Here is a 25047-nt window from a genome sequence, read left to right on the forward strand (position 1 = left end):
GCGAGTGATCAATATATTATTGCCTTTCTCATATACACTATTTACTTACGTATAGGGTCGCTTTGCCCTAGACGCGGGCTATTTAGCCACTACAATGTCGAAAGAATCTATCGGGAACTGCGGCACTAGATAGCTAGAATTACCTGCTTACCGCTGGGAGTGGGTGTTTCGCAGTGCCCAGCACACCGTATTTGAAAAGCATAATTCAACATCGATAGTCGATCACTTGTAGTCGTGCCGTCGAAGTATCTGTATCAAAAAGGATGTATTTATGGTTGTTGCCAATACACGTGGCTATAAACCTACTCTACTTGAAACGCTCTGCCGGTGGGGATATTCGCTTGTATTGGCGATTGCCATTCCCTTCGCATTTATTCATTTATTAATAAAAGCCACGAAAACAAGCGATGACTCACATCGAGGGAGATTTGAGCGTTTTGGCATAGTTCCAAAGCCGCTCAAGCAGAATGGCTATTTGTTTCACTGTGTTTCAGTGGGAGAAGTCGTGGCTGCTTCATGCGTAATAAAGCGAATAATGCAACACGAGCCAGACGCGCAAATAACCGTAACTACAACCACGTCTACAGGCTCTGCTCGCGTTCGAGATATATTCAAAGACACCGTTCACCATTTCTATCTGCCTTATGATTTGTCGCTGACTATGTCTTCAATGCTGAAACGCATTAAGCCCAAAGCAGTAATGATTACAGAAGTTGAACTATGGCCAAACCTTATTCACGTGTGCTGGAAGCGCAATATTCCCGTTATGGTAATAAATGCTCGCATGACTGAGCGATCGGCCAAACGTTATAAAAAAATCGGACAGCTATTTAACCCTATGTTGGCTAAGCTGTCTCACGTATGTGCTCAAGGGCAGAGAGACTATGATAATTATGCTTGGCTTGGTGTTGCGCAAGATAAGCTAACCCTCACGAATAATATTAAGTTTGATCAAGCCGCAAAGACAGCGAGCTCTTCTGCACATTTTCTTGGGTTAGCTAAGGGTGAAAGGCCAATACTAGTTGCAGGCAGCACGCACGAACCTGAAGAGAGCGTTATCGTTGAATCTGCAAAGGCTTTATGGAACGAGAACCCTCAACTACGGGTGATTATTGTCCCTCGCCATCCAGAGCGTTTTGAAGCCGTAGCAAAATTACTTGAAAGGCATAATTTGAACTTCGTCAAAAGTTCAGAGGTGGATAACGTTCCAGACGATGTGAACGTTATCCTGTTGGATGAAATGGGTAAGTTAAATCATGCTTATGCGGTAGCAACATTTGCCTTTGTTGGCGGCTCTATTGCCGATAGAGGCGGCCATAATGCCCTTGAGCCGGCAGCATTCTCGTTGCCAATAATGATGGGGCCACACACCTATAATAACCCTGTTATCTGCGACTATTTAAAAGAATGTGGCGCATTAAGCATTGTAGAAGATGCTTCTCGCGTTTCTTCAACGGTGCAAGAATGGCTTGAATCACCCAGTAAAGCTGAAAAAGCGGGAATGGCCGGTAAAAAGGTACTACAGGATAACAGCGGCGCGTTAGATTCTACTTTAGCGTGTATACATCGCAGTATTCGTTAAATGCCGTCAGTCAAAAACAGCAACTCGTTGTTATTGAACAAAAAAGGAACCCCGCATTTGTGCGTCTGATGCACCAAATTAGGCGCTGTGACAGCTAAAAGATAATGAATAGGGACTTGGTTTTTAGCTATCTATTTGATTATACAAGGATTGTCAAAGTTGGTTCGCTGCTTGCTATAAAGTGTGCGACAGCGTAACAACAGTAAAATCCAAATAAATATGCACCTTTTAAAAAGGGCACTGCGTTGCGCGTTTTCCAGGGAGAGACCTCCTGCCGGTGGGCAGGAGGTTTTCTTACTTTTGCACTTCTACTTTTTCTTCTTTTCGTTCTGGTTCAATCAAGCTAATCACACGCCATCCTGCTTTAGGCTGAATACTGTTACCGTTGATAAAAGTATAGCTCTTACCTTCAGCGTTGATCGCAATGAGAGGTGTAGCGCGCTCACCATACTGTTTTATGTACTGCTCGTAAGTAAACTCTTCAGATAAACGGGTGGTTTTCACCATTGAGTCACGGGCAATGGCCGATGCTAAATACCCATAAGTAACGCCTTCATCGAACAGAGTAAGTTTTTTCGCGTATTGTTCGCTAACTTGGTGACTTGGTCGCGTAGATTGTTCGTTATTTGTCAGCGCCCATACTTTGTCTTTGCCCATCGTGTATTCAAAGTGATAAGCAATAAGTGGGTTAAGCTGTTTATAAGGCGACATAATCAGCACGGTACCGAATGTATTCAGATCAAGATGTCGTGCTGCATGATCAGACATTGGGTTGCCAAAATATACTGGGATATCCTTCATACGCGCTTCTCTTATTGCGTCCCAGTTAGTATCTGCAATGGTAACGTCTAGCTTTTGGTTTATCATTTCCGTCGCTAAGGCGCGGTTGAATTTACTGCCACCGAAAATCAGATAGCCAGTTGGCGCAGGCGCTCTCACCTTAAGTAGCGACGCAACAGTGCGTGAAGTAAGGCTCTGTACCACTACTGTTGCAATAATCACCATAAAGACAATAGGAACGATAATACCCGCGCCTTCATAGCCAATTTCTTCAAGCTTTAAAGAGAAAAGGGCTGATACCGCCGCTGCAACAATACCTCGAGGTGCAATCCAGCTTAGCAAGGCTAATTCGTTTAACTTGAGTCCGGTACCAACGGAGGACGCCAATACGGACAAAGGCCGAGCCACAAACATAATGGCGGCAAGCACTACAACGGAGCCCCAACCTACATCCACTACCGATTGTAAGTTCAAACGCGTTGCAAGCAGAATAAATAAGCCTGAAATAAGTAAAACACTGAGGGTTTCTTTAAATTCAAGAATGTCTTCTACGTCTACGTCCTTCATATTGGCCAGTACCATACCAGATATGGTAACGGCCAAAAGGCCAGACTCGTGCGCAACATAATTAGACGCTGCAAACACACCCAGAATAACGGTTAACACTGCGGTGTTAAGCAAATAGTGCGGTATCCAGTCTTTGCGAATAGACAGGCCAAGCAGATAGCCAGAAGCGAGACCAAGTACGGAGCCAATTCCAATGGTTTTGCCAAACGCTATCAGCGTATGGGTAATGGCGGTTTCTTGCGATGCAACGATAAACTCGAAAACCAGTACGGCGAGCAGAGCGCCGATAGGGTCTATGACAATCCCTTCCCAGCGTAAGATATTGGCCAAATTCGTTTTCGGTCGCACGGTTCTGAGCATGGGCACTATAACCGTTGGGCCTGTTACGGTAACAATGGCTCCGAATAGGAAGGATAGCTGCCAAGTAAGATCAAGACTGTAGTGCGCTGCAGTGGCTGCGACAAGCCAGGTTACAACCACGCCCACAGAGCAAAGGTTGCGAACCATGTTCCCATGACCCGCGATGTCGCTGAACTTCAGCGTCAGTGACCCTTCAAAAAGAATAATGGCAACAGAGAGAGAAACGACAGGAAACAGCAAATCACCGAATAAGTCGTCCGCGTTGAGCACGCCAAAAACAGGGCCAACCACAATACCGACAATTAACAACGGTAAAATAGCAGGGAGCCTAACCTTATAGGCTAAGTATTGGCAGGTAATTGACAGCAATCCAACTGCAACGAGTGAAAGAAGCGGGTCTGACAAAGTGAGTCCTTAACGTGTTGATATTATTCCATGGTATATCAGCCTAAACATTTGTCATACAGAGACTTTAGGCCAACCTATGTTTATAGCGATATACGCTTGGGCTAAAAGTTTAGACCAATAGACCTTATTTAGCGCACTAAAATGCATGTTAGAGAGTGGGTAGGTTTGATATTATTCGTCACTTATCGTTCTTTTCGGAGCCTTTCATTGAACACTCACTTTAAATTCGCGGCTTTATCAGCATCGCTTGTACTAGCATCGGCATGCGCAGTTCAATATCCCATCCCTTCTGCACAGTTACAAATAGAAAATATCGTTGAGTTGCCGGAAGAACTTTCAGAAACATCGGGTCTATTTTGCGAAACGGACGGCATGTACTCATTAAATGACTCAGGTAATGCTCCCATCATTTATCGTATAAATTACCAGGGTGAAATTATTGAACGAACGCGCTTACCGCTCACCAATAAAGACTGGGAAGCAATAACCGCTGACGCTTCATCGTTTTACATTGCGGATGTGGGAAACAATAAAGGCAAAAGAGAGCAGGTCGAAATACATAAAGTAAACCGCTCAAATGTGAATGACATCACCTCTATTACATTGAAATACGAGGGTAATGACGCTTCGAATAACATTCCTTATGCACATGATTTTGACTCAGAGGCGATGGTTAAGAATGGCGATGACCTGCTTCTTTTTTCTAAAAGTTGGAAAACTGGTATAACCCATATCTATAAAGTGAACGAAGACGAAGCTGAGCAAACCATTAGTACGTTTGCGTCCATTGATGGACTGCCGGGCGTGGTAACTGGGGTAGACTTCGATCAGCACCAAAATAGGTTTGTTATCACCGGCTATAAATCAGATCCATTTGGAAACTTTGCTACTTTCATGGCTCAAGTATCAAGCGACTTTGCCCTTCTTGATGTATGGCCGCTTGAGCAATATAAACAAGTTGAAGGCATATGCGTGGATAATAGCGGCACATATTGGTTCAGCGAAGAAGCTACGGAAGGGCGCAAAGCATCGTTGTCTAGCGCCAGAGTAATGCCATAACAAATAGCGCCATAACAAGTAATGCCATAACAAATAGCGCCATAACAAGTAGTGCCAAAACAGGTAACGCCGTAACGAGCAACGCCATAATAAGGCGAGCTGATTGAAGTCCGGCAGCCAATCCCCCCAAGCTTATTCACGGTTGTGAATAAGCGCTCTTTCATTGTCAGCAGCTGTTCTTTTAAAGTTATCTTTTAGTCGATGTTAGTAAAATGGCTAATACCCAACTGCCTACTTTCCTGTCTATACTGAAATTGTGATCGAATAAGTTGTAGCCAACCACAATTTGAGAGGCAGCGAAAAATGAGACGTTTAAACCAGTCCTTTTTAGCAATGTGCTTTTGTCCATGTTTTTTATTGGCGGGTGCAGCTAATGCCTCTGTGGTCGAAAAGGCACAAGAATGGCTCAACAAATATTCAGACAGTGACGATACGTTTTCCCTAACTCTCACTAAGAATAAAATTAAGTTCAAAGGCTGCAAACAAAAGCAGTATCAACTTGCATTTAGCCAAAAACTGGCGCCAATGTTTAACGTTGAAGCCATTGTCCATTACAACAAAGGGTTGCTTGACTACGGTGTTATGTCTCAGCGTGTCAGAAGCCACGAATTTGAAGTGGTTAGCTGGTGGGATAGAGGTGATTATCGGTTGGGGTTAAGCCATAAAGTACGCCCCCGTCATGAGATGAGCATTCCGGTTGCCGATACAATTCGTCTGCCTACCAGTACATCAGCAGGCCTTTATATAGAAATCCCATTCAAGGAAGACAAGCACCTTCTTACTGTTGGAGCTATGAGAGAGTCGTGGGAAAGTGAAGGAGCATCAATGCAATTGCCATGGCGCTCCAGCCGTGACAATCAAGTAAAAGTAGAATACGCCATCACTTTCTAAATGATGGCGCATAAGGTTGTATTATCTCACCGCTTTGCCATTCATAAGACATAAGTAAACTTAAAGTTTAAATCTGCTCACTTCAGACGAGAGTTCTTGCGCAAGTTCATCGAGCTTGTCACTCACGCTAACCAATATCTTAGTCGCATTCAGGGTTTCTTCACTTGATGCACTAATGTCATTAATGTTTCGACTGATATCTTCAACCACAGTAGCTTGCTCTTCCGTAGCCGTCGCTACTTGCGTGTTCACATCATTAATGTGAGCAATCTCTTCGGCGATATCTTGAAGCAATTTGTCTATTTCATTGGTTGCGGTTACCACATCGGTTGTGCGTACTCGACTTGACTCCATTTGCGAAACGGCAGATTTAGAGTCTTGCTGGAACTTATCGATCTTCACCTGTATTTCATCAGTCGCTTGAGCGGCACGTTGTGCAAGTGTTCGCACCTCATCAGCAACGACTGAGAAGCCTCGGCCGTGATCGCCAGCCCGAGCTGCTTCTATAGCAGCATTTAGCGCAAGTAAATTGGTTTGCTCTGAAATACCTCGAATTGTATCGAGGATACCGCCAATAGCTGCGGTGTGTTCATCTAGCGATTGAATAACCCGAGACACATCTTGAATTTGACCCGAAAGACCGTTTATCGCGTGTACTGCACGTTGGGTAATTTCTCGACCGTGAGCGGAGTTAGTGGTTGCCATATTCGCATTTTGCGCAGCATGGGTAGCTGACTGGGCTACTTCATTTACCGTACTGCCCATTTCTGTTAGCGCGGCTGCCGCCTGTAAGGTTTGATCGCGCTGGCTCTTGGTTGAGTTTTCTGTTTGATGAGACTGCTTCGCAACATCTTGTGCTGACGCCTTTAGTGCGTGACTTGTTTTCGCCACTTGCGAAATGGTGCCGTGAAGGTGATCAATAAAGTTATTGAACCCTTCCACTAATCGGGCAATTTCCTTTTGTTCTGGCATAGGAATACGAGAGCGTAAGTCGCCTTGTCCTCTGCCAAGTTGCTGGAAAACATCGGCTAGTGATTCAAGTGGCTTGGTAAGCGTGCCTGCTAGCCAAATACCAATAAGTGCGAAAGCGCCTGCTATCACCAAAGCCCAAATAATAATTTGGCGACTGCCTGCATTTAGTGATGCGTAAAGCTCATGCTCGGGTACTTGTGCAACCACGTACCAACCGGCTTTCTCCACATAGGTACTGGCAAACAGTTGCGTGTCGCCTGCCGCGTCACTGGTGGCCATAGCAAAGCTCTGACGATTGAGTAGTTGCCCTGATGTGCTTGAATCGCTTATGGACGCTAACTTAGCCTTTCCTAATAACTCGGTATTGGGATGCGCGATAATGGTGCCGTTTCCGTCAACAAGAAAGACAAAGCCGGTTTGCGCAATTTTCACCGCATTGATGATATCTAGCAGCTCATCGACCGATTTAGCGACACCCGACATACCTCTGCCGTTTACTTGCTGGTAATTCGCAAAAAGTCGGTAACCTTGACCCGGTTCGTTGTATAGGCTTAGTGAAATTGGTTCGCCGCTATTTTTGTAAGCGAAAAACCACCCATCAAATTCATCGTTTTGTAGCACCCGCAAGAAACCATCTTGGTTCCAATATTTGTAGGTGGTTCTGTCTACAAATGAGGCTACCGTTAAATCGTTAAATTCAACGATATTACTTAAATAGCTAAGGAGACGGCGTTCGCCAGCGCTATCTGCGCCTGCCGAAGACCAGGCAAGAATGTCGGGGTTAGAAGCAATGCCGTGAGCAACGGTAAGCATTACACTTGCTTCCCTGTCCACTCGGTTACCAACCTGTTTAAGTAATGAAGGAAGCTGAAGTTCTTCCATGTTCTCTTTAACGAGATCACGGGCAATCCATTGGCTAATAGAACCTACAAGAATAGCAGCAGCGAGCACCGCCACAATAAGAGAAATAATGAGTTTTTGTTTTATACTGAAAGTCATGACTTTCGACCACGTAAGTTAATGCTGAAATTTATGATCAAGGGTGACGTGGCATTGCAGGCACAGCAACGTCTGATACTGAGTCCTAGGCGGGTCAGTACTACTCTCTGATTCTTACGCTAGTGCTATTTTTATTTTTTAAGCGCAGACAAGTTATCGACCTTTTCCCTGCAAAGTTTATACTTTTTGCTAGGGCAAAGAGATTGTGAAGCATAATTGACCAATAGGTCAATAGAAAGATGAGGCTTTACAAAAACGTCAGTTGTAAAAAAGCCCTCTGCTTTACGAAGAAAACAAGAGGGCCAATGGCGTACTTAAGCTAAATATTTAATTAGCCACAGCTAGGGCCTGTTGCTCTTTGATGTAGAGCGAATAACAACAGGACCTAGGAAGGGTAAGTGCGTTAACTTACTCTTTGCTTTCCTTAGGAATAGGGAAACCACGGTCACGCATCAATGCGTCTACCTTGGCGTCACGACCACGGAACTTGCGATATGCTTCAGCTGGATCCATTGCGTTACGTACGGCGAATAGATATTTCACTAAGCGATCGCCTACTTCTTTATCGTAGAAACCACCCGGTGCTTCCATAAAGGCTTCTGCTGCGTCAGCAGTAAGAACCTCTGCCCACATGTAGCCGTAATAGGCCGCAGCATAACCTTCACCCGAGAACACGTGACCGAAGTGAGGTGAACGGTGACGCATAACGATTTCTTCTGGCATACCAAGCTTCTTAAGCTCTTCACGCTCAAAAGTATCAGGGTCAATCTTGCTAGGATCGGTAGTATGATACTTCAGATCCATAATGGCAGAAGCCATGTACTCAGTGGTTTTGAAGCCTTCATTGAAGGTTGAGGCCTTCTTAATCTTCTCAACTATTTCTGCTGGAATTGGCTCGCCTGTTTCATGGTGAACCAGATAGTTGTTGATTACCTCATCGGTGGTCAACCAGCGCTCTAATAACTGAGACTGGAACTCAGTGTAATCGCGTACGCCAGAATGCGAAGACGGGTATTCTACGTCAGACGCTAAGAAGTGAAGAGCATGACCAAATTCATGGAAGTAGGTTTCAGCATCATCCCACGAAATAAGTGTAGCTTCGCCATCAGCACCTTTCACGAAGTTCGAGTTGTTTGAAGACAATACGGTCTTCTTGCCATCGAACGTGGTGTAAGAGCGATACGTCGTTGCCCAAGCACCAGAGCGTTTACCTTGGCGTGAGAATGGGTCAAGGTACCAAAGACCGATATGCTCACCGCTGTCTTTGTCAGTTACTTCCCATACTTTCACGTCTTCGTGGAAAACGGGTACTTTGCCCTCTTCAACAGGTGTGAAGTTGAAGTTGAACAAGCGACCTGCAACGTAAAACATCGCTTCGCGCAGCTTATCAAGCTGTAAGTACTGCTTTACTTCGTTTGAATCTAGGTCGTACTTCGCTTGGCGCACTTTTTCTGCATAGAAGCGGTAGTCCCATGGCGCAATAGTGATGTCTGCACCTTCTTCATCGGCAATGGCCTGCATGTCGGCCACTTCTTCTTCAACGCGAGCAATAGCGGCAGGCCATACTTTCATCATCAGATCCATGGCGTTTTCTGGGTTCTTCGCCATACGATCTTCTAAACGCCACTGTGCGTAATTTTCGTAACCTAACAGCTCAACGCGCTCATCTCGAAGGGTTAGGATGCGCTTGATAATGTCATTGTTATCAAACTCGTCGGCATTGTCACCGCGGTTGTAGTAAGTACGCCATACTTTTTCGCGAAGCTCTCGATTGGTTGAGTAGGTCAAGAACGGGTCCATAGACGAACGCGTATTGGTAATCGCATACTTACCTTCTTCGCCGCGAGACTCTGCTGCCGCTTTAGCTGCCTTTACAAACGAAGCGGGTAGGCCGTCAAGCTGGTCTTCAGTAATATAAGTAACGTAGTTTTCTTCGTCTGCTAGCACGTTGTTAGAAAACTTGGTGTGCAGCGTAGCAAGTTCTTGGTTAATTTCAGCATAGCGCTTTTTCGCTTCGCCATCTAACGTTGCACCGTTGCGCGCGAAGCTGTTGTAAGTCATCCACGTAATACGCTGTTCTTCTGGCGTGAGCGATTTCAGTTCATCAGACTCGTACACCGTTTTCACTCTTTCAAAGAGTTTTTCATTTTGCGTAATTTGAGTGAAGAAAGCTGACAGTTTTGGTGACATCTCGGCCTGAATTTCGCGGAATTCAGGGCTAGACTTGTTTGAGCTCCAAATGCCGTAATACGTGAATACGCGTCCAAGCTCTGCACCTGCGCGCTCCATTTCAACAATGACGTTTTCAAACGTTGGTGGCGCTTCGTTATTTGCGATGGCTTCGATCTCTTTAAGATTCAGTTCCATGGCTTTTTCTAGCGCAGGCTTCAAATCTTCCAAATTCATTTTATCGAAAGCAGGCACGCCACCGTACGGGCCTTTAAACTCTTGAAGCAGCACGTTATCAAACTGTGCTTGTTGAGATGTCGCTGTATTTTGTACATCTGTGCTGGTGGTCTCAGGTGCTTTTTGTTCTGAACATGCACCGAGAGCAACCACAACCGCCATAGCGGTGAGTGATGATTTAAATTTACCCATGAGTTTTCCTGTCTGTTTTTATCTATACGTTTTATGACAAAAACCATCTTAAGATAATGTAAAAATAAGTTAAATGCTCTTTAACGTAATTCCTTGCAGCACAGCGGTTTGAAGAGAAATCGCGCTGATATGCAATTCGTCGAAATTGGTCAAATTTTGATTGGCTTTATGCTGGTTGGAAATTACACTGCGCGCGTTCTGAATAGCTGTCTTCCGCAGCTCGTAAACCACTGACTTTTTTACTGTGATCATCATGTTTGAATTACTTCTTCACGCGTTTCCCGTTGCATTCGCTTTGGCCTCCTTTTGGTCGAACACTGAACGTAAATTACTGCTACTGAATTTAGGGTTATGTATTGCTATTGGCTCACTTTTGGTTTTCGAGCAAGCGTGGGGGGGAGCCGTAGTAATTACGGTGGCAGGGCTGAGTACCAGTTATCGTTTAATAAAACAAAAACTACTGTCTCCTGTGGCAACCTACATTACATTAATCTCTATGATGGTTATTGTGCTGACGGTGAATAACCTAACCGGTAAAACATCGTTAGTTGAAGCTATGCCGGTGTTAACTTTTATGGCATACCGGTTTGGCGAACTTCACTGCAAGGAAGCGGGTTTAAGGGTATGCATGATCATTGGCTCCATCAACTTCACTGCGTACGGAATAATTACGCAAACGTGGGGATTAGCCATTACTGAAGCCCTGTTTGCAGCCTCTAACCTGTGGTATTACATGAAGCTAAGACGTGCCATGCGCACCAGCCCTGTTTGAAGCGTAAAGTAGTTCATGTCAGACCGATAACTGCACTAACCTAATGACAAGAAAGTGGACGTATTGAAACCGTTGCTTGTATTGAAACCATAGCCGCTTTGTGATTTATTGCGTCTTTAAAGGGAATCAAACTTTCACAGGGAAGACGATGCAACGCACACCCATCGACAAGGCACTATTTCTTGGTGTTCCAGTGTTTCTACTGGCTCTTTTTATTTTAAATATCACTGCAGAAGGTGAAGTTAAACTAGCGGCTACCCTAGGTAGTGTTGGGCTATGTATAGGCTTTTTCTCTTATTTAAGAAGCAGGCGCTTTGGTAATAGATATCCCATTGAAAAATTGATAGAAAAAGATGGTGATTTTGTGGTGTTTCACTTTTTACAGGGACTTGATCGCCAGCCCCTCAGGGTGAACGCCAATACTATCTATGCGCTTAATTTTTCTCACCATTACCTTGGAGTCATTTTGGAAAGCGGCAACGGTAAAGGGTTTGACTTTCACTATCCTCATAAGGAAGCCGTAATAAAAGCGAGACTTCAAGTGGTGCTAGGTGATGATGGATTTAACAACGTAAAAAAGAATGTCTAAATAAAGCGAAAAAAGTGTAAAGCAAAAAAAGTGTAGAGCGAAAAACAGTGTAAAGAGAAGCCCGAAAGTAATGTTTACTCGCGGGCTTTTTTAATTTATCACTGTAAAGACTTACGCAAACACCACGGTCTTATTTCTGTGAATAATCACGCGGTCTTCTAAGTGGTAGCGCACGCCATGAGCTAATGCCGTTACTTCACAATCTTTACCCTTACGCACCATATCAGCTGCACTGTCGCTGTGACTAATACGCTTAACGCTTTGCTCAATAATAGGGCCTTCATCTAAATCTTTAGTTACGTAGTGACAGGTTGCGCCGATTAGCTTTACGCCGCGATCATAGGCTTGCTGGTAAGGCTTAGCACCTGCAAAGCTCGGCAAGAAGCTGTGGTGAATGTTAATGGCTTTACCTTGCAATTCTTGGCAAAGCGTATCAGGTAAAATCTGCATAAAGCGGGCAAGCACGGTCAAATCAATTTTGTATTCTTGAAGTAAAGTCGTGATTTGCGCAAAAGCGGCTTCTTTCCCTAACGCTTTAAAGTCTACCCAATGGAAAGGGACTTTGTACCAGTCTGCAAACTGTTTCATTTGCGGGTGGTTGCCAATAATAACCGGAATATCACAGTGTAGTTCGCCTGTGTGCCAGCGGTGAAGCAGGTCAACTAAACAGTGAGACTCAAGGCTGGCAAGCAGAGCGACGCGCTGTTTTTTGCTGGAGTCGCTCAGCTTCCAGTTCATCTGATATTCGTTAGCAAGCGGGGTGAATTCTTTAACAAAGCTTTGATGATCTAACTTTAGCGAGTCGGTGCTAATTTCATGGCGCATGAAAAAGCGGCCGGTTTGTAAGTCAGTGTGATGGCTTGCTTCAACGATGGTAGCGTTATGGTCGGCCAAAAATTGCGACACGCTGGCAACGAGCCCAATTTGGTCTGGGCAGTCTATTACTAATCTAAATGTTTGTTGCATTTGGGCAGTTTGAATAAAAAAACAGGCTTTCTTTTTACCTGTGCCGCCATGTGTTGTAAAGGCGACACGCTACTTTAAACCAGCTTAAATTGCTATAACTCATAATCACATGAGGTCTTAAGCTCAAAAGGTGCGAGTCAAATGGACATCAGTTTACCCAAGTCAGCACGGTATTGCGTTTGCCTTTACTCGTCGGTTATCCCTCGGCGCAGCTTTTCTCTTACCGACATATTGTGTTTTAACGGCCAAGACTGGCGGATAGGGTAGACTACCCCTTGCGGTGTAGAGACAGACTCAAAAAGGTGAAATGCCGAAACGTGAACGTCTACATTGGGGCTGTAAAGGGGAAGAGGCAAGCTCGACGTAGCCTTTCTGACAAGCGTAACGTGAGGCTTATATTCTCTGCTTTCTACCTCTATCGCCGCCTTGCGGGCTGCTTTTCGCGACAATTTGGCGAGTTCACCTAGCGCCTTTGGCGCATCTGTCGGCGAAGCGAAGAGTATCTTAGGGCCGTTCCATAATCCCGTTGCATCGAGGGTTAGAGAAAAGGGTTCGCTCACAAGCTGATCGAGTTCATACACCAACGCTTCGTGCTGCCGGTGATTTATCTCACCTAAAAAGCTAAGCGTTATGTGGAAGTTCGCCGCCGGCACTGCGTACGGTTGCGCGGGCCCTTGGCTATTGGTGTGCTCGTAGCGCGCATTGGTAGACTTTCGAGAACGGGTAGACTCGCTTTTTACCCATTGCCGAGGCATAACTTCAGGCAATGCCTGTTGGCGCCAGCTATCTAGAGCAAGTTTTTCTGTGGCGCTAAGATCTAAACCAATAAAGCTTCGCATAGCTTTCCTCCTTCTAATTTGCCCTTTAGCTTGTGCATCACGTTAATGTCCAAACAAACTTAAGCTTATCATGGCGCTACCTGCGATTTCCAAAACAAGACGCAAGTATTAAGCTATTTGCCAAATTTAAAAAAATAGCAGTGATGTTCGGGTGCATTGCTCAAATCAGGTACACTATACCCATCAACTTATAACACCTTTATGCCCTTTATGTTACAGCCGTTTTCTCACTTACCCGCTTATGAACTCGTTACGCCGCTTGAAGAAGCTGTAGCCGCTAGCAACGTCATCATAGGGGCTCCTCCGGGCGCGGGAAAGTCCACCGTACTTCCTTTGTCACTGCTGAAATCATCGCTTAAAGGAAAAATATTACTTATGCAGCCACGGCGCGTGGTGGTGAGAAACCTTGCGGACTATTTAGCTGGGCAATTAAATGAAAATGTGGGCGAAACGGTTGGCTATCGCATTAAGGGGGAGTCGAAAACATCGTCTGCCACTCGGCTTGAGATCATAACCGAAGGGGTGCTGACTCGCATGATTCAGCAAGACCCTGAGCTTGATGGAGTAGCCGCTATCGTCTTCGATGAATTTCATGAACGCAGTATTCACAGTGACTTCGGTTTGGCACTAGCGCTTGAAGTACAGTCTGGCCTTCGCGATGACTTACGATTAGTTGTAATGTCGGCTACCTTGGATGTAGCACCCCTTCAAATGTTGCTCAATGCGCATAGCGTGCCGCCAGTAGTGAACTTGAATACGCAAGGGCGCATGTTTCCCGTTGACATCCGCTACACACAAGATGTGCAGGCGCATGAGTTAGTACCCAAAACCTGCAATATCATAAAGCAGGCCGTAGGCGAACACGACGGTGATATTTTGGTTTTCCTTCCTGGGCGAGGAAGCATCAATGCTGTTGCCAAAGAAATAAAAGGGTTAGCTGAGAGTGCGGACATGGCCGTTCACATGCTCTATGGAGCGTTAAGTAAATCTGTGCAACAAGCCGCTATTACGCCAGACCCGCAAGGCAGACGAAAAGTCATATTATCTACCAATATTGCTGAAACGAGTCTTACCATTGAAGGCGTGACGGTGGTTATTGATAGCCTATGGGAAAACAGTGCTCAGTATCATCCGTCCAGTGACATAACTGCGCTTACCCAGCAGCGCATTTCGCAAGCATCCGCCATTCAAAGAGCGGGGCGCGCGGGGCGTGTAATGGCCGGAACCTGCTATCGTTTGTGTAGCAAAAGCAGCTTCGAGCGTTTGGCCAAATACAATGCGGCGCAAATTGAAAAGGAAGACTTAAGTAGCTTTTTGCTTGATACCTTAGCCTGGGGCAGTAGCCCAGATACCTTGGCATTGTTGACGAAGCCTACACAAGCGCAGCAGCAGGTCGCACAACAAAAGCTTCAGCGGGTTAATGCTATCTCACAATCCAGCATTACTCCCTATGGAAGAGCGCTGGCCCAGTTACCCTGTCAGCCCCATTTAGCCCACTTATTGCTGACCGTTAAACAAGGGATTGATGGACTTAGTGCTGATGACAACGAAGCGCTTCGCCACGCCGCACCTTTTGTTGTGGCCCTTAGCGAAAGTAATGTCAGTGTGGGCGGCGCAACAAATGTAATGGAAGCGCTGCTAAACGCTAATAGCATCACGCGCAGTCAGCTTACACAGCAAGCTTCCCGTTATGCGCGCTACGTACAAAATAATGATGGAAAAGCACAACGCTTAAAGCTTGATATTAACGAACTAGACGAGCAAGCCCTTGGGCTTGGTATCGCCATCGCATTTCCTTTGCAGGTGGGCTATAGGCGCAGTGCGTCAGATAAATCGGCAGAGAGCTCGAATACAACAAATGGTAAGCCTAAGACCGGTATAGTCGAATACAAACTGGCAAGTGGCAAAGGTGCAGAGCTCACTGCTGCTGGTAGTGCGTCCATTTTTAATGAGAGCGAAAATGGCGATGGACCATGGCTGGCAGTGCTCGACGGGCAGCTGATAAAAAGCACGGTGGCAATACGCTTGGCACAGTCAGTGCCTGAAAGCTGGTTGCGTTTAGCCTTTCCTGACGCGTTCAAAGAAAAGCGCAGCGTTATTCTTAACAGCGATACTGGGGTAATGGAAGCCAGAGTAAGTACGGGCTTTTATGAGATAACGTTAAATAGCACACCGGTTTCTGGACAGGAAAAAAGTCGTGAAAAAGCATTCTGGGATGATGCGTTATGCAACGCATGGTTCGCCTACCTTGATGCACTTCCTCTATCAAGCTGGCCGCTTTCTGACGCAGACTGGCAATGGTGGCGAAGAGTGGCAATGGCTGGGAAGCTCAATTTGCCACAAGACAAAGCCTTCGATGAACCCGAGCCGTGGCCGTCGTCATTGAACGCTCTCGTGCACGAGGCCAAAGACAGTTTAGCACCTGTCTTAAAAAACTGTAAAAACATCAAAAACCTTAAGCAGTTACCGTGGAAAACAGCCTTGAATAATGGTCTTTCTTGGCCTCAGCAAGATGCATTAGCCACACTCTTGCCAACTCACGTGACTATTCCAACCGGCAGAGAGGCTAGCCTGGATTATCGCGATAATGGAGATGTGGTGCTGTCGGTCAAAATGCCAGAGTTATATTCTCAAGGCACGCCATTAACGATAGCGGGTGGGCGAATTACCGTTGTATGTGAGCTGCTGTCGCCAGCAGGTAGGCCATTACAAACCACCAGTGATTTAGCCGCCTTTTGGCATGGCAGTTATAAGGAAATACAAAAAGAAATGAAGGGGCGCTATCCAAAGCACTTTTGGCCAGATGACCCCGCAAATGCATCGCCGACCAGCAAAACAAAAAAGCATATGTAGCGCGCTGATACGGCTACACAAACCATCGTTTTCAGGTGATTTTTATTTATTTTAAACAAGAGAAGTATCTATACGCCATTTTCCTATATGCCAGTTTCGTACACAGTATGTTTTTTACGACAGTGGTCGTGCGCTGAAACTTGCGCTAAGTTGGAGTATGAAACCTCACTCTTATTTACAGGTTAAACTACGCAATGAAACTATCTTGTATTGCCACTGCTGCTTTTTTATTTGCTACTTCAATTAACGTTCAAGCTCACGATTTTTGGCTAGAACCCACAGCATATCGTTCTCAAGAACCGAATTCGCTGGCATTGCAGTTTAAAGTGGGTCATAAGGAAGATACCTCTCATTGGAACCTTGCATGGGATAGAATAGTCGCGTTGCGCACCTACTCTTTTGACGGTGTAACTGATATGGCTGCCAGTGTTGTACCTAAAACCTCAATGCTGCCGGGCATGGCAAAAACAACCAAGCTCCCATCCGGTACTCACGTCATAGGGTTTGAAAGCTATCACGCCACAAGCACATTAAAAGCGAAGAAGTTTAATCAGTATGCAAAAGAAGAAGGCTTAACTGAGGTATTGGCGCACCGCGAGGCAAGGGGACAAAACGATATCGCCGGCAAAGAGCTGTACTCTAGAAAGGCGAAAACCATTGTGCAAGTTGGCGATGCGGTAACGAACAACGTATTAAAACCCATTGGCCACACATTGGAAATAGTGCCTCTTGAGCATCCTTACAAGCTTGCAGGAAACACGCTATCTGTTCAGGTATTATTTAAAGGTAAGCCTTTGAGTAACGCGCTTATTGATGCGTATTCCTTGGTTGATCACAGCGCTAAAGAGCAAGCGGTTAAAACGGATAGTGAGGGCAAGGCGACATTTAAATTTGACGTCGAAGGTCCTGTAATTCTGAATACAGTTTGGGGAGTCCCACTTACAAATAGCTCGGCAGCAGATTTCGAAACCTATTTTTCAAGCCTAACGTTTGAGTACTTTCAGTAACCAATAAGCTGAGCGGTTTTTACCTTACCGATTACTGAAAATACCAAATGATTAATGCGCCCCTGAAAGGGCGCTGTTTTAATCAAGATTAAGAGTTAGCTTTGCTTGCCAGGTCAATATTAAGTGCAGCCATCACTTCAAGTCCTGGGAACCCATCCGCAATCATGTTGTTACTAATTTGGTAATTGCGAATGCCTTCACGGGTAGCGGGGCCAATAATGCCGTCAGGCTTACCCACATCAAAGCCCAAATCATTCAGCTTGCTTTGAAGGGCAATAATATCTTTGCGATTGTACGCAGGTAAATCAGGTAACGTGGCTTTAATGCCAGAAGCGCCAGCAATACGGTCGGCCAATACACCCACGGCAATGGCATAAAACTCTGAGTTGTTCCAGCGCATAATAACGCGGAAGTTTTTGTAGGCGATAAAGGCGGGGCCGTTATGACCAGCAGGCACAATAACATAGGCGGTAGTGTCGCCTTCGCCCAGCTCAGAACCATCAGCTTTTTTCACGCCTTGGGCATTCCATTCACTGAGAGATTTTCTATTTTTATAGCCTGACTCTTGATAGTCAAAGTTCTCAGGCAGTTGCACTTCACGACCCCAGCGGAAGCTGCGCTCCCAACCCAAGTTGGCAAGAAAGTTTGCCGCAGAAGACAACGCATCTTCTTCACTTGCCCACAAGTTTATTTGTCCGTCGCCATCGCCATCAATAGCGTAGTGGGTATAGGCCGAAGGCATAAATTGGGTGTGCCCCATGGCACCGGCCCACGAGCCAATCATGTCTTCTTTTTGCAGCTTCTCTCGCTCCATCAATTTCACAGCAACAAGAAACTCTTGGGTGAAGTAGGTGCTTCGTCGCTTATCACAAGCCAAAGTGGCAAGCGAGTCGAGTACCGGCATTTTGCCTTTATAAGAGCCAAAGTTTGTTTCTAGTCCCCAAAAAGCGAGCAGATAATGAGGAGGCACGCCGTATTTTTCACTTAGCTTATGCAAAAGTTTGTCGTGCTTTGCATACATCTCTTTACCTTTTTCGGTACGCCAGTCGGTAACGCGCTTGCTGAAATACCCCGGAAACGTTTGTACAAATTCTGGTTGGCTTCGGTCTAGCTCAATCACACGGTCTTGGTGAACAAGACGAGGAAACACATCATCGATAGTCTGCTGGCTAACCCCTTCCTGCTTGGCTTTATCAGCAAGCGCTGCGGTGCAGCTAGCGAATTGTTCATTGGCTAGCGCTGAATTCATTGTCGCACCCGCGAGAAGCAGCGCCATAGACGTGCGAAGTGACGGTCGAAGAAATGAGGCGTAAGACTTGGCCCCTTTAGGCGAACGAGTAGAGAAAAAAGAAGACTTAAATGAAGCTAAGCGCATAGTACGGTTCCTGTGTTACTTGCCAGCATGCTATCGCATTGTGACCGTGAAACGCGAGTAAAATTCATTTTTGTCCTTCAACATATTAGCGCCATGGGACGTTTCAGAAGTATACAAATTCGGAGTGTGCATATTTGGAAACAGTTGTTGAGAGGCGGCCCGAATGGTAATGTTGATACTAATAAAACTAACGTTTTAAAGGCGTTCGTTAAATCCATATCGCAATATGTGCGATGTCATCCTCAATGATCTTCATGGCGTTTTCACGTGGCAAAAAGACAGACAAAAGACAATCCATCTTCAAAAAGTAAAGCATCAAGCAATGGCAAAGGCTCGGCCAAGCGCTCGTGGTTTTTCAAACTGTTTTGGCGAGTCACTCTTATTGGTTTGGTTGTGCTTGGGGCGTATGCCTTCTACCTTGACGCCCAAATTAAGCATGCGTTCTCTGGAAATAAATGGGAAGTTCCCGCGCAGATCTTCGCCCGTCCGTTGGAAATCAGCAAAGGTGAAGAGATAACGCCCCAAGAAGTCATTGATGAGCTCAATTTGCTGGGCTACCGCAAGGTAACCTTTGCCGACAGTAGCGGTGAATATAGCTATCAAAATAAGGTGCTGACTGTGCAGCGCCGTGCGTTTCAGTTTCCAGAAGGCGCAGAGCCTCTGCGTCATTTAGTGATCACGTGGGAAGGTGCACGTATTGGGGAAATTTATGACAAGTCGCAAGGCCGCCCGTATGGTTCTGCAAAGCTAGAACCCTGGTTAGTAACGCGCATGACAAGCGGGTCTCAAGAAGACCGTATGCTGGTAACGTTAGACACCATTCCTGAAATGTTGCCAAAAGCGCTAACCCTGGTGGAAGACCGCAATTTTTATAATCACCATGGCGTTGCGCCGCTTTCAATATTGCGGGCTCTAATGGCAAATATTGCAGCCGGTAGAACGGTTCAAGGCGGGAGTACGCTAACGCAGCAGCTGGTTAAAAACATGTTTTTAACCCGTGAGCGTTCCATTGTACGTAAGGCAAAAGAAGCCATTATGGCGGTGATCATTGATGCCCGTTACAGCAAATCAGAAATTATTGAAGCGTACTTAAACGAAGTGTTTTTGGGGCAAAATGGCGATATGGCCGTACATGGTTTTGGACTTGCTAGCTATTTCTATTTTGACCGACCAGCTAACGAGCTAAGTACGCCCGAAATAGCCACGTTGGTTGCTATTATTAAAGGCCCATCTTATTACAACCCACGCAAATATGCTGAGCGCACTAAAGAGCGTCGTGATTTAGTGTTGCGCATGCTGTTTGATGAAAATGAAATTAGTCGTCAAGACTACGAACGTTTTGTGAATATGCCGTTAGGGCTCGCCAGTGGGGCTAGCTTGGCAAGCGGTAAACACCCTGCTTTCATGGAGCAGGTTCGTCGGGAACTCAATGAAATTCTGGCTGAGCCTAGCTTAAGAGATTCGGGCGTAAAAGTGTTTACAACACTTGATATCGTAGCCCAGCGCCGCGCTGAAAGTGCATTGTCGGGTACGCTAGACGGTTTGCAAAAAGACAGGAAAGTGCCATTACAGGGCGCAATGGTAGTCACAGATAGTGCAAGTGGTGAAGTACGCGCTATCGTTGGCGGAAAAGACTTTGCGTTTAAAGGCTTTAACCGAGCACTAGACGCAAAACGCCCAATAGGCTCGTTGATTAAACCTGCGGTTTACTTAACCGCACTAGAAGATCCAACACAATTTAACTTGGCAACGCCGCTTAAAGACGAGCCCATTACACTTGAAAGTCGAAATGGAAAAACCTGGTCCCCGCAAAACTACGATAAAGAGTTCAGAGGGCAGGTGCCATTACTTCAAGGGCTAGTCGAGTCTTTAAATATACCTACGGTTAATTTAGGCATGCAGATAGGGCTTGATGCGCTAGCCGATACGATAGAGCGATTAGGGGTAACCACCCCCGTAGATAAAGTACCGTCGTTGACCCTTGGCGCTTTTGAATTGACCCCTTTTAGTACCAATCAAATGTATCAAACCCTATCAAATGATGGACGTTATATACCTCTTCATACGGTGACGTCTGTAGTTACGGCTGATAATGCACTGCTTTGGAAAAAGGCTGAATTTTTCGCTCAGCGCACCGATGAAGCGGCAACCTATCTGCTTAACTACGCCTTATACAAGGTAACCACAGAAGGTACTGCAAAGCGCATTGGCTGGAATTTTGGCAATGTGAATATGGCCGGCAAAACGGGCACCACAGATGATTATCGCGACAGCTGGTTTAGTGGCTTTGATAGAAATAACGTTGTTACAGTGTGGGTGGGTAACGACGATAACCAGCCGGTTAATTTAACCGGGGCAGGTGGAGCCTTACCCGTCTTCATAAACTACATGAAATCTCAGTCACCCAAGTCATTATCAAGGCGTTTCCCAAAAGGCTTAGGCATTGCACATTTTGACGCCAAGACCGGCGCGGTTGTGGTTGCAGGATGTGCTGGGAGTTTAAGCGTACCGGCTATTTTGGATGTGCTTCCTCCACCTCAACAAGATTGTTCAGGCCGTCCTGTAGACAAAGACAGCGACAAGGATGATAAAAGCTGGTGGGAACGGATATTCGGATAAAAAAACTCCAGTAAGAAGATAGAAAACACAATCACTTGGCTGGGATACAGTCCGTGCTTTCTATCTCCCTCTGGAGTAAAAGGCCCAGGGAAGGCAAATCTTTTAGCGGTAGTCGGTTAGGTTCCTATTTGTTTTTATTGCGTTTTCAGTGACCTTTCTGAAGGAATAGGCGCGCTGTTGAAAACACCAGCGCACTGACTACAAACGCAATAACCGGTCCGAGTACCACCATAAATAGGGTTGCGGCGGTTAACATGTGCATTCTCCTTATGCGTCGTTATCGTCTGAGCTGATAGGCTCAATCGGCGTAATAGTGATGTCAGCAACCAATGCATTTGCTTCTTCTACTTCTGGCTCAAACGTATGGCTTGCAGTTAACACGTCATAAGTCACGCCTAGGTCCAAGTTCTGCTTTACGTCATGCATGGCGCTTTCAACGATAAAATCTGTATGCGAAACAATGTTGTTCTGAGTGTCGTCAGCGAACGCTGATGCGCCCAATACGCTAGTTGCTAAAGTTAGTGCAGTGAAAGTTTTGCGACCGATAAACATAGTAATCTCCAAAAATTAAGTTAGACACTGCACTTGAACATACTGCGTGGCAGCTATCATGTTGCTAAAGGTTTCGATAATAAGTCGTTATCAATTAACAATTAGTTTATAGCGAGGGATGTGCCAACTCGTAAAAATAAGGTAAGTATATGAATTTAATGAATTTTAACTTTTAGTAAAAAATAAAGGTGGAATTGAGGAATTAAAGAAATACTAAAATTTAGCGAATTTAATGTAGAGGTGGTCAAAATGACTAACGCAAATTTTTTAACACTTGCGCAGCGACACTGGTGACCATGAGAAAGGTCAGAAATAGGGGCGCTAGTCTATAAAGAAGAGCAGCGCCGCCAATGTATAAAAGAGTGAATAGGTCTAGGACGCTTTACTTCTAAATTGTGAAACCATTGTCATTACTAGCGCAATGATCACACCAGCAGCAATACCAACAACACCATCAGCAAGTATAGACATAACCAGCGATGCGTCTGGGATAAGTGCGGTAAACCAGTCGGTAATAACGTGCAAAAAGCCAATGCTGTGTGTGAGGATGCCACCACCGACTAAAAACATAGCAACAGTGCCTACAACCGCAAGGGTTTTCATTAATGCGGGGGCGGCAACTAATAACGCTCTGCCAATAAATCGTTGAAGGGTGTTCATTGAACCTGTTAACGACTTGCGAAGCATGTAAAGCCCAACATCGTCCATTTTAACTAGTGCCGCTACCAGCCCATAAACGCCAAGGGTAATCGCTAAGCTTAGTGCTACTAGTACACCAATTTGCGTAGTAAGTGTTGCATCGGTCACTGTGCCTAATGCAATTACAATAATTTCAGCAGACAGTATAAAGTCTGTGCGTATAGCGCCTTTTATTTTATCTTTCTCAAAAGCTACCATATCCACATCTTCGTGGGTAAGCGCTTCTATTCTGGCTTCTCGTGTTTTTTCTTCATCTTCGTGGGGAAGATATTTGTGCAGTAGTTTTTCTGCACCTTCAAAACATAAATATAACCCGCCCAGTACCAAAAGGACGGTTATAAGTGAGGGCACAAAAGCACTGATGGCTAATGCCGCAGGAACCAATATTGCTTTATTAATAAGTGAGCCTTTTGCTACTGCCCATACAACAGGTAGCTCTCGGTCTGCTTTAACGCCTTGGACCTGGTCGGCGTTTACCGCTAAATCGTCGCCCAAAACGCCCGCTGTTTTTTGCGCAGCGACTTTCGACATGGTTGCGATGTCGTCCATTAACGTTGCTATATCATCAAGTAGGGCAAGTAAGTTAGCTGCGGCCACGTCGAATATCCTTTGTTATGTATTACAGTTAGAGTAATCCCCAGTAAATAGCAGCTTAGCGTACTTAAAACATGGGTGATATACAATCAGGAATAATGCCGATAAATCACAATTCGTTTTAGGCAATTTTCAGGGCTATCACCAACAGAAAAGGCGAACTCAGAGGAAGTGTGAGTTGAGAAGAGCACGCTCGTGCTCTTCTCATGTTGAAGTTAATTACCCCAAATGTTGTTTACCAGTTCTGGATGATCAACAAAAGGGTTTCGATTGTTCTGGAAATTGAAGGCAGCGTCATTCCTATCGATTTCTTTTTGGCTTACAGGGTCTTGAGAATGCCAGCTTAAAAGCAGAGTTAAGAACCAGCTTTCAAATACTTGATCACTCGTACCATTCAACACTGCGTCGCCATAGGTGCTATTCGTTTCCCAATTTGCAATGACGTTTTCATAACGTGTCGCCATGTAGAAATACGCTCTAGCGAAGTCACCTTTGAACTCGTCGATGGGCTCAAAAACTGTGCCTGTATAACCAGAAGCAGAAGAGCCAGCGCCCAGTTTGGAACCATTCGATGACGTATAAGTAGCACTTGCGACATCACCGTACGGATAGCTACTTCGGCGACCGTTAACGTAGCCGTCGGTTGCAAAAACGTGATGAACATCAGTATTCATTGGCGAGACTGCACCGCCAAACCAGCTGCGCGGGAAGGCGTGTTCGCGGTTATAGCAACTGCCTTCTCCACTATAGCTGCCACACTGGTCAGAACCAGCCGTGTAGCTGTAAGCGTCACTACCATTTGGGTTTTCTGAATACATGTCCAAAATGGAGCCGTCATTTTCATAGTAGCTGTCGCTTGTGTATGAAATATAGAATGTCCAAAGGTCGCCATAGCTTTGTGTATTATGATTTTTGATAATGTTGTAAAGCTCGGTTTTTAACGCATAGCCTGATAGACCGTTGGCACTTGCATAGTAACCAGTGAGTTCTGATGAACCACCACCACTGCCGCCGCCACTCGTTGTACCAACGCTAAAGCTGATGCTTTCACTCGCGCCGAAAGAGCCGCCATTAGCAACAGACACGCCCTCTATTAGCAAGTTATAGCTGCCAGAGCCATAGGAGCAGCAGATTCCATCGCCATAGGCATCACTAATGGTAAAGGTATATTCTCCATCAGTAAGGCAAACCGCTTCAGTATAACTTTGGTTGCTAGCGTAGCTGCTGCCAGAGGCTTCAACTTGGTTGTTTGCGTTAGTTATTTGCCAACTGGTTTCACTGCCGTAATTGTCGGTAGTTAAGTTCAAAACGCCTGAATGGCTTGCACACGAACTTCCACCACCGTTATTGCCACCTGACCCAAGCGTAGTCGGCTCGAATGCGTCTACATAGACGGTTTCTGACCCATCAAAGCCAGTCTGATCATAAAAGCGTAACCCCACCTCAATCTCTTTTGACGCTGTAGCGGAATAAGAGAAAGTAAGCTGTTGCCAGTTTCCGGTTAAGCTGTTGTCAGAATAACCTTGATAACCGTCTACATATAAGCGTGCTTTTACAGCACCTTCAGTGTGATATAGCCTCACTGAAAATTCATAATTTTGACCGGCGGTTACATTGATTGTCTGACGGAAGTCAGTTGAACCTTGCGTTGTCGTATTGACGGTAACTGCAGCAGACTTGCTTCCCGAGAATGAGTAGACCGAGTTTTCAGCTACACTAATGCCGGAGTCGATAGTTGACCATGAATTAGGTGCGCCAGACGTCCATGTTTCAAAGTCTCCATTGGAGACCTGACCCATGGCGATAGCGGGTAACAACGCACCTGCCAAGCCGACTATTTGACGTAAGTTTATATTCATTTATTTTCCGTTATTGTCTTTATTTTAAATGTATATTTATTCCTTAAACGTAGTGTTCGACGCCTTCCTAGGCGTATCAAATATTGCACGTATTTGTGACAAAATGA

General features: G+C 45.5%; 18 protein-coding genes. 8 read left to right on the plus strand and 10 right to left on the minus strand.

What is annotated here, in order from left to right; translation table 11 throughout:
- Positions 1–271 precede the first annotated feature (271 nt).
- A complete protein-coding gene (locus BZA03_RS16965) occupies positions 272–1582 on the plus strand; it encodes a 3-deoxy-D-manno-octulosonic acid transferase (RefSeq protein WP_110289397.1) in 1311 nt (436 codons plus the stop codon).
- A gap of 294 nt (positions 1583–1876) precedes the next feature.
- Here BZA03_RS16965 and BZA03_RS16970 read toward each other — a convergent pair whose 3' ends face one another.
- Entirely contained in the window at positions 1877–3694 is a 1818-nt protein-coding gene (locus BZA03_RS16970; protein WP_014975447.1) for a sodium:proton antiporter, read from the minus strand.
- Positions 3695–3904: 210 nt separating this feature from the next.
- Between BZA03_RS16970 and BZA03_RS16975 the strand changes: the two genes are divergently transcribed.
- Together BZA03_RS16975 and BZA03_RS16980 are read left to right on the plus strand one after the other, a co-directional pair.
- Entirely contained in the window at positions 3905–4756 is an 852-nt protein-coding gene (locus BZA03_RS16975; protein WP_110289398.1) for a hypothetical protein, read from the plus strand.
- Positions 4757–5059: 303 nt separating this feature from the next.
- Positions 5060–5647 (plus strand): hypothetical protein, encoded by a 588-nt coding sequence (locus BZA03_RS16980; protein ID WP_110289399.1) that lies wholly within the window; start codon positions 5060–5062, stop codon positions 5645–5647.
- A 60-nt stretch (positions 5648–5707) separates the two neighbouring features.
- Here BZA03_RS16980 and BZA03_RS16985 read toward each other — a convergent pair whose 3' ends face one another.
- From BZA03_RS16985 to BZA03_RS16995, 3 genes are all read right to left on the minus strand, one after another.
- Complete coding sequence (locus BZA03_RS16985; protein ID WP_039225123.1) at positions 5708–7618, minus strand: methyl-accepting chemotaxis protein; 1911 nt, start codon at positions 7616–7618, stop codon at positions 5708–5710.
- 408 nt (positions 7619–8026) lie between these two features.
- Positions 8027–10216: a M3 family metallopeptidase gene (locus BZA03_RS16990; RefSeq protein WP_110289400.1), complete on the minus strand. Its 2190-nt coding sequence runs from the start codon at positions 10214–10216 to the stop codon at positions 8027–8029.
- Between the two features lie 69 nt (positions 10217–10285).
- Positions 10286–10471: a hypothetical protein gene (locus BZA03_RS16995; protein WP_014975451.1), complete on the minus strand. Its 186-nt coding sequence runs from the start codon at positions 10469–10471 to the stop codon at positions 10286–10288.
- Between BZA03_RS16995 and BZA03_RS17000 the strand changes: the two genes are divergently transcribed.
- Both BZA03_RS17000 and BZA03_RS17005 read left to right on the plus strand, forming a co-directional pair.
- A complete protein-coding gene (locus BZA03_RS17000) occupies positions 10470–10988 on the plus strand; it encodes a YgjV family protein (RefSeq protein ID WP_014947990.1) in 519 nt (172 codons plus the stop codon). The genes BZA03_RS16995 and BZA03_RS17000 overlap by 2 nt on opposite strands.
- A gap of 148 nt (positions 10989–11136) precedes the next feature.
- Positions 11137–11577: a hypothetical protein gene (locus BZA03_RS17005; RefSeq protein ID WP_110289401.1), complete on the plus strand. Its 441-nt coding sequence runs from the start codon at positions 11137–11139 to the stop codon at positions 11575–11577.
- 111 nt (positions 11578–11688) lie between these two features.
- On the opposite strand, the gene purU is transcribed toward BZA03_RS17005, so the two are convergent.
- Both purU and thpR read right to left on the minus strand, forming a co-directional pair.
- Positions 11689–12543 carry a formyltetrahydrofolate deformylase gene (purU, locus tag BZA03_RS17010; RefSeq protein WP_014947992.1) on the minus strand — a complete coding sequence of 285 codons (855 nt, stop codon included), beginning with the start codon at positions 12541–12543 and terminating at the stop codon, positions 11689–11691.
- 185 nt (positions 12544–12728) lie between these two features.
- Positions 12729–13382: an RNA 2',3'-cyclic phosphodiesterase gene (gene thpR, locus BZA03_RS17015; RefSeq protein ID WP_049588560.1), complete on the minus strand. Its 654-nt coding sequence runs from the start codon at positions 13380–13382 to the stop codon at positions 12729–12731.
- A gap of 156 nt (positions 13383–13538) precedes the next feature.
- On the opposite strand from thpR, the gene hrpB reads away from it, so the two are divergent.
- Entirely contained in the window at positions 13539–16235 is a 2697-nt protein-coding gene (gene hrpB, locus BZA03_RS17020; protein ID WP_110289402.1) for an ATP-dependent helicase HrpB, read from the plus strand.
- A gap of 194 nt (positions 16236–16429) precedes the next feature.
- Complete coding sequence (locus BZA03_RS17025; protein ID WP_039225118.1) at positions 16430–17242, plus strand: DUF4198 domain-containing protein; 813 nt, start codon at positions 16430–16432, stop codon at positions 17240–17242.
- 88 nt (positions 17243–17330) lie between these two features.
- Here the strand turns inward: BZA03_RS17025 and BZA03_RS17030 are convergent, their stop codons facing one another.
- The gene (locus BZA03_RS17030; protein ID WP_110289403.1) at positions 17331–18617 is read right to left on the minus strand and encodes a lytic murein transglycosylase; all 1287 of its coding nucleotides are present in this window, start codon (positions 18615–18617) and stop codon (positions 17331–17333) included.
- 267 nt (positions 18618–18884) lie between these two features.
- Here BZA03_RS17030 and mrcB point away from each other — a divergent pair, with 267 nt between their 5' ends.
- Positions 18885–21236: a penicillin-binding protein 1B gene (gene mrcB, locus BZA03_RS17035; protein ID WP_014975459.1), complete on the plus strand. Its 2352-nt coding sequence runs from the start codon at positions 18885–18887 to the stop codon at positions 21234–21236.
- Positions 21237–21503: 267 nt separating this feature from the next.
- Here mrcB and BZA03_RS17040 read toward each other — a convergent pair whose 3' ends face one another.
- From BZA03_RS17040 to BZA03_RS17050, 3 genes are all read right to left on the minus strand, one after another.
- Positions 21504–21788: a hypothetical protein gene (locus BZA03_RS17040; RefSeq protein ID WP_014975460.1), complete on the minus strand. Its 285-nt coding sequence runs from the start codon at positions 21786–21788 to the stop codon at positions 21504–21506.
- Between the two features lie 372 nt (positions 21789–22160).
- A complete protein-coding gene (locus BZA03_RS17045; protein WP_039225115.1) occupies positions 22161–23084 on the minus strand; it encodes a DUF808 domain-containing protein in 924 nt (307 codons plus the stop codon).
- A gap of 212 nt (positions 23085–23296) precedes the next feature.
- Positions 23297–24940, minus strand: coding sequence for an endonuclease (locus tag BZA03_RS17050; RefSeq protein WP_110289404.1), 1644 nt, complete (start codon positions 24938–24940; stop codon positions 23297–23299).
- Positions 24941–25047: the final 107 nt, after the last annotated feature.

This window comes from Alteromonas sp. I10, from assembly GCF_003201515.1.
In the GTDB taxonomy this organism is placed as follows: Bacteria; Pseudomonadota; Gammaproteobacteria; order Enterobacterales; family Alteromonadaceae; genus Alteromonas; species Alteromonas macleodii.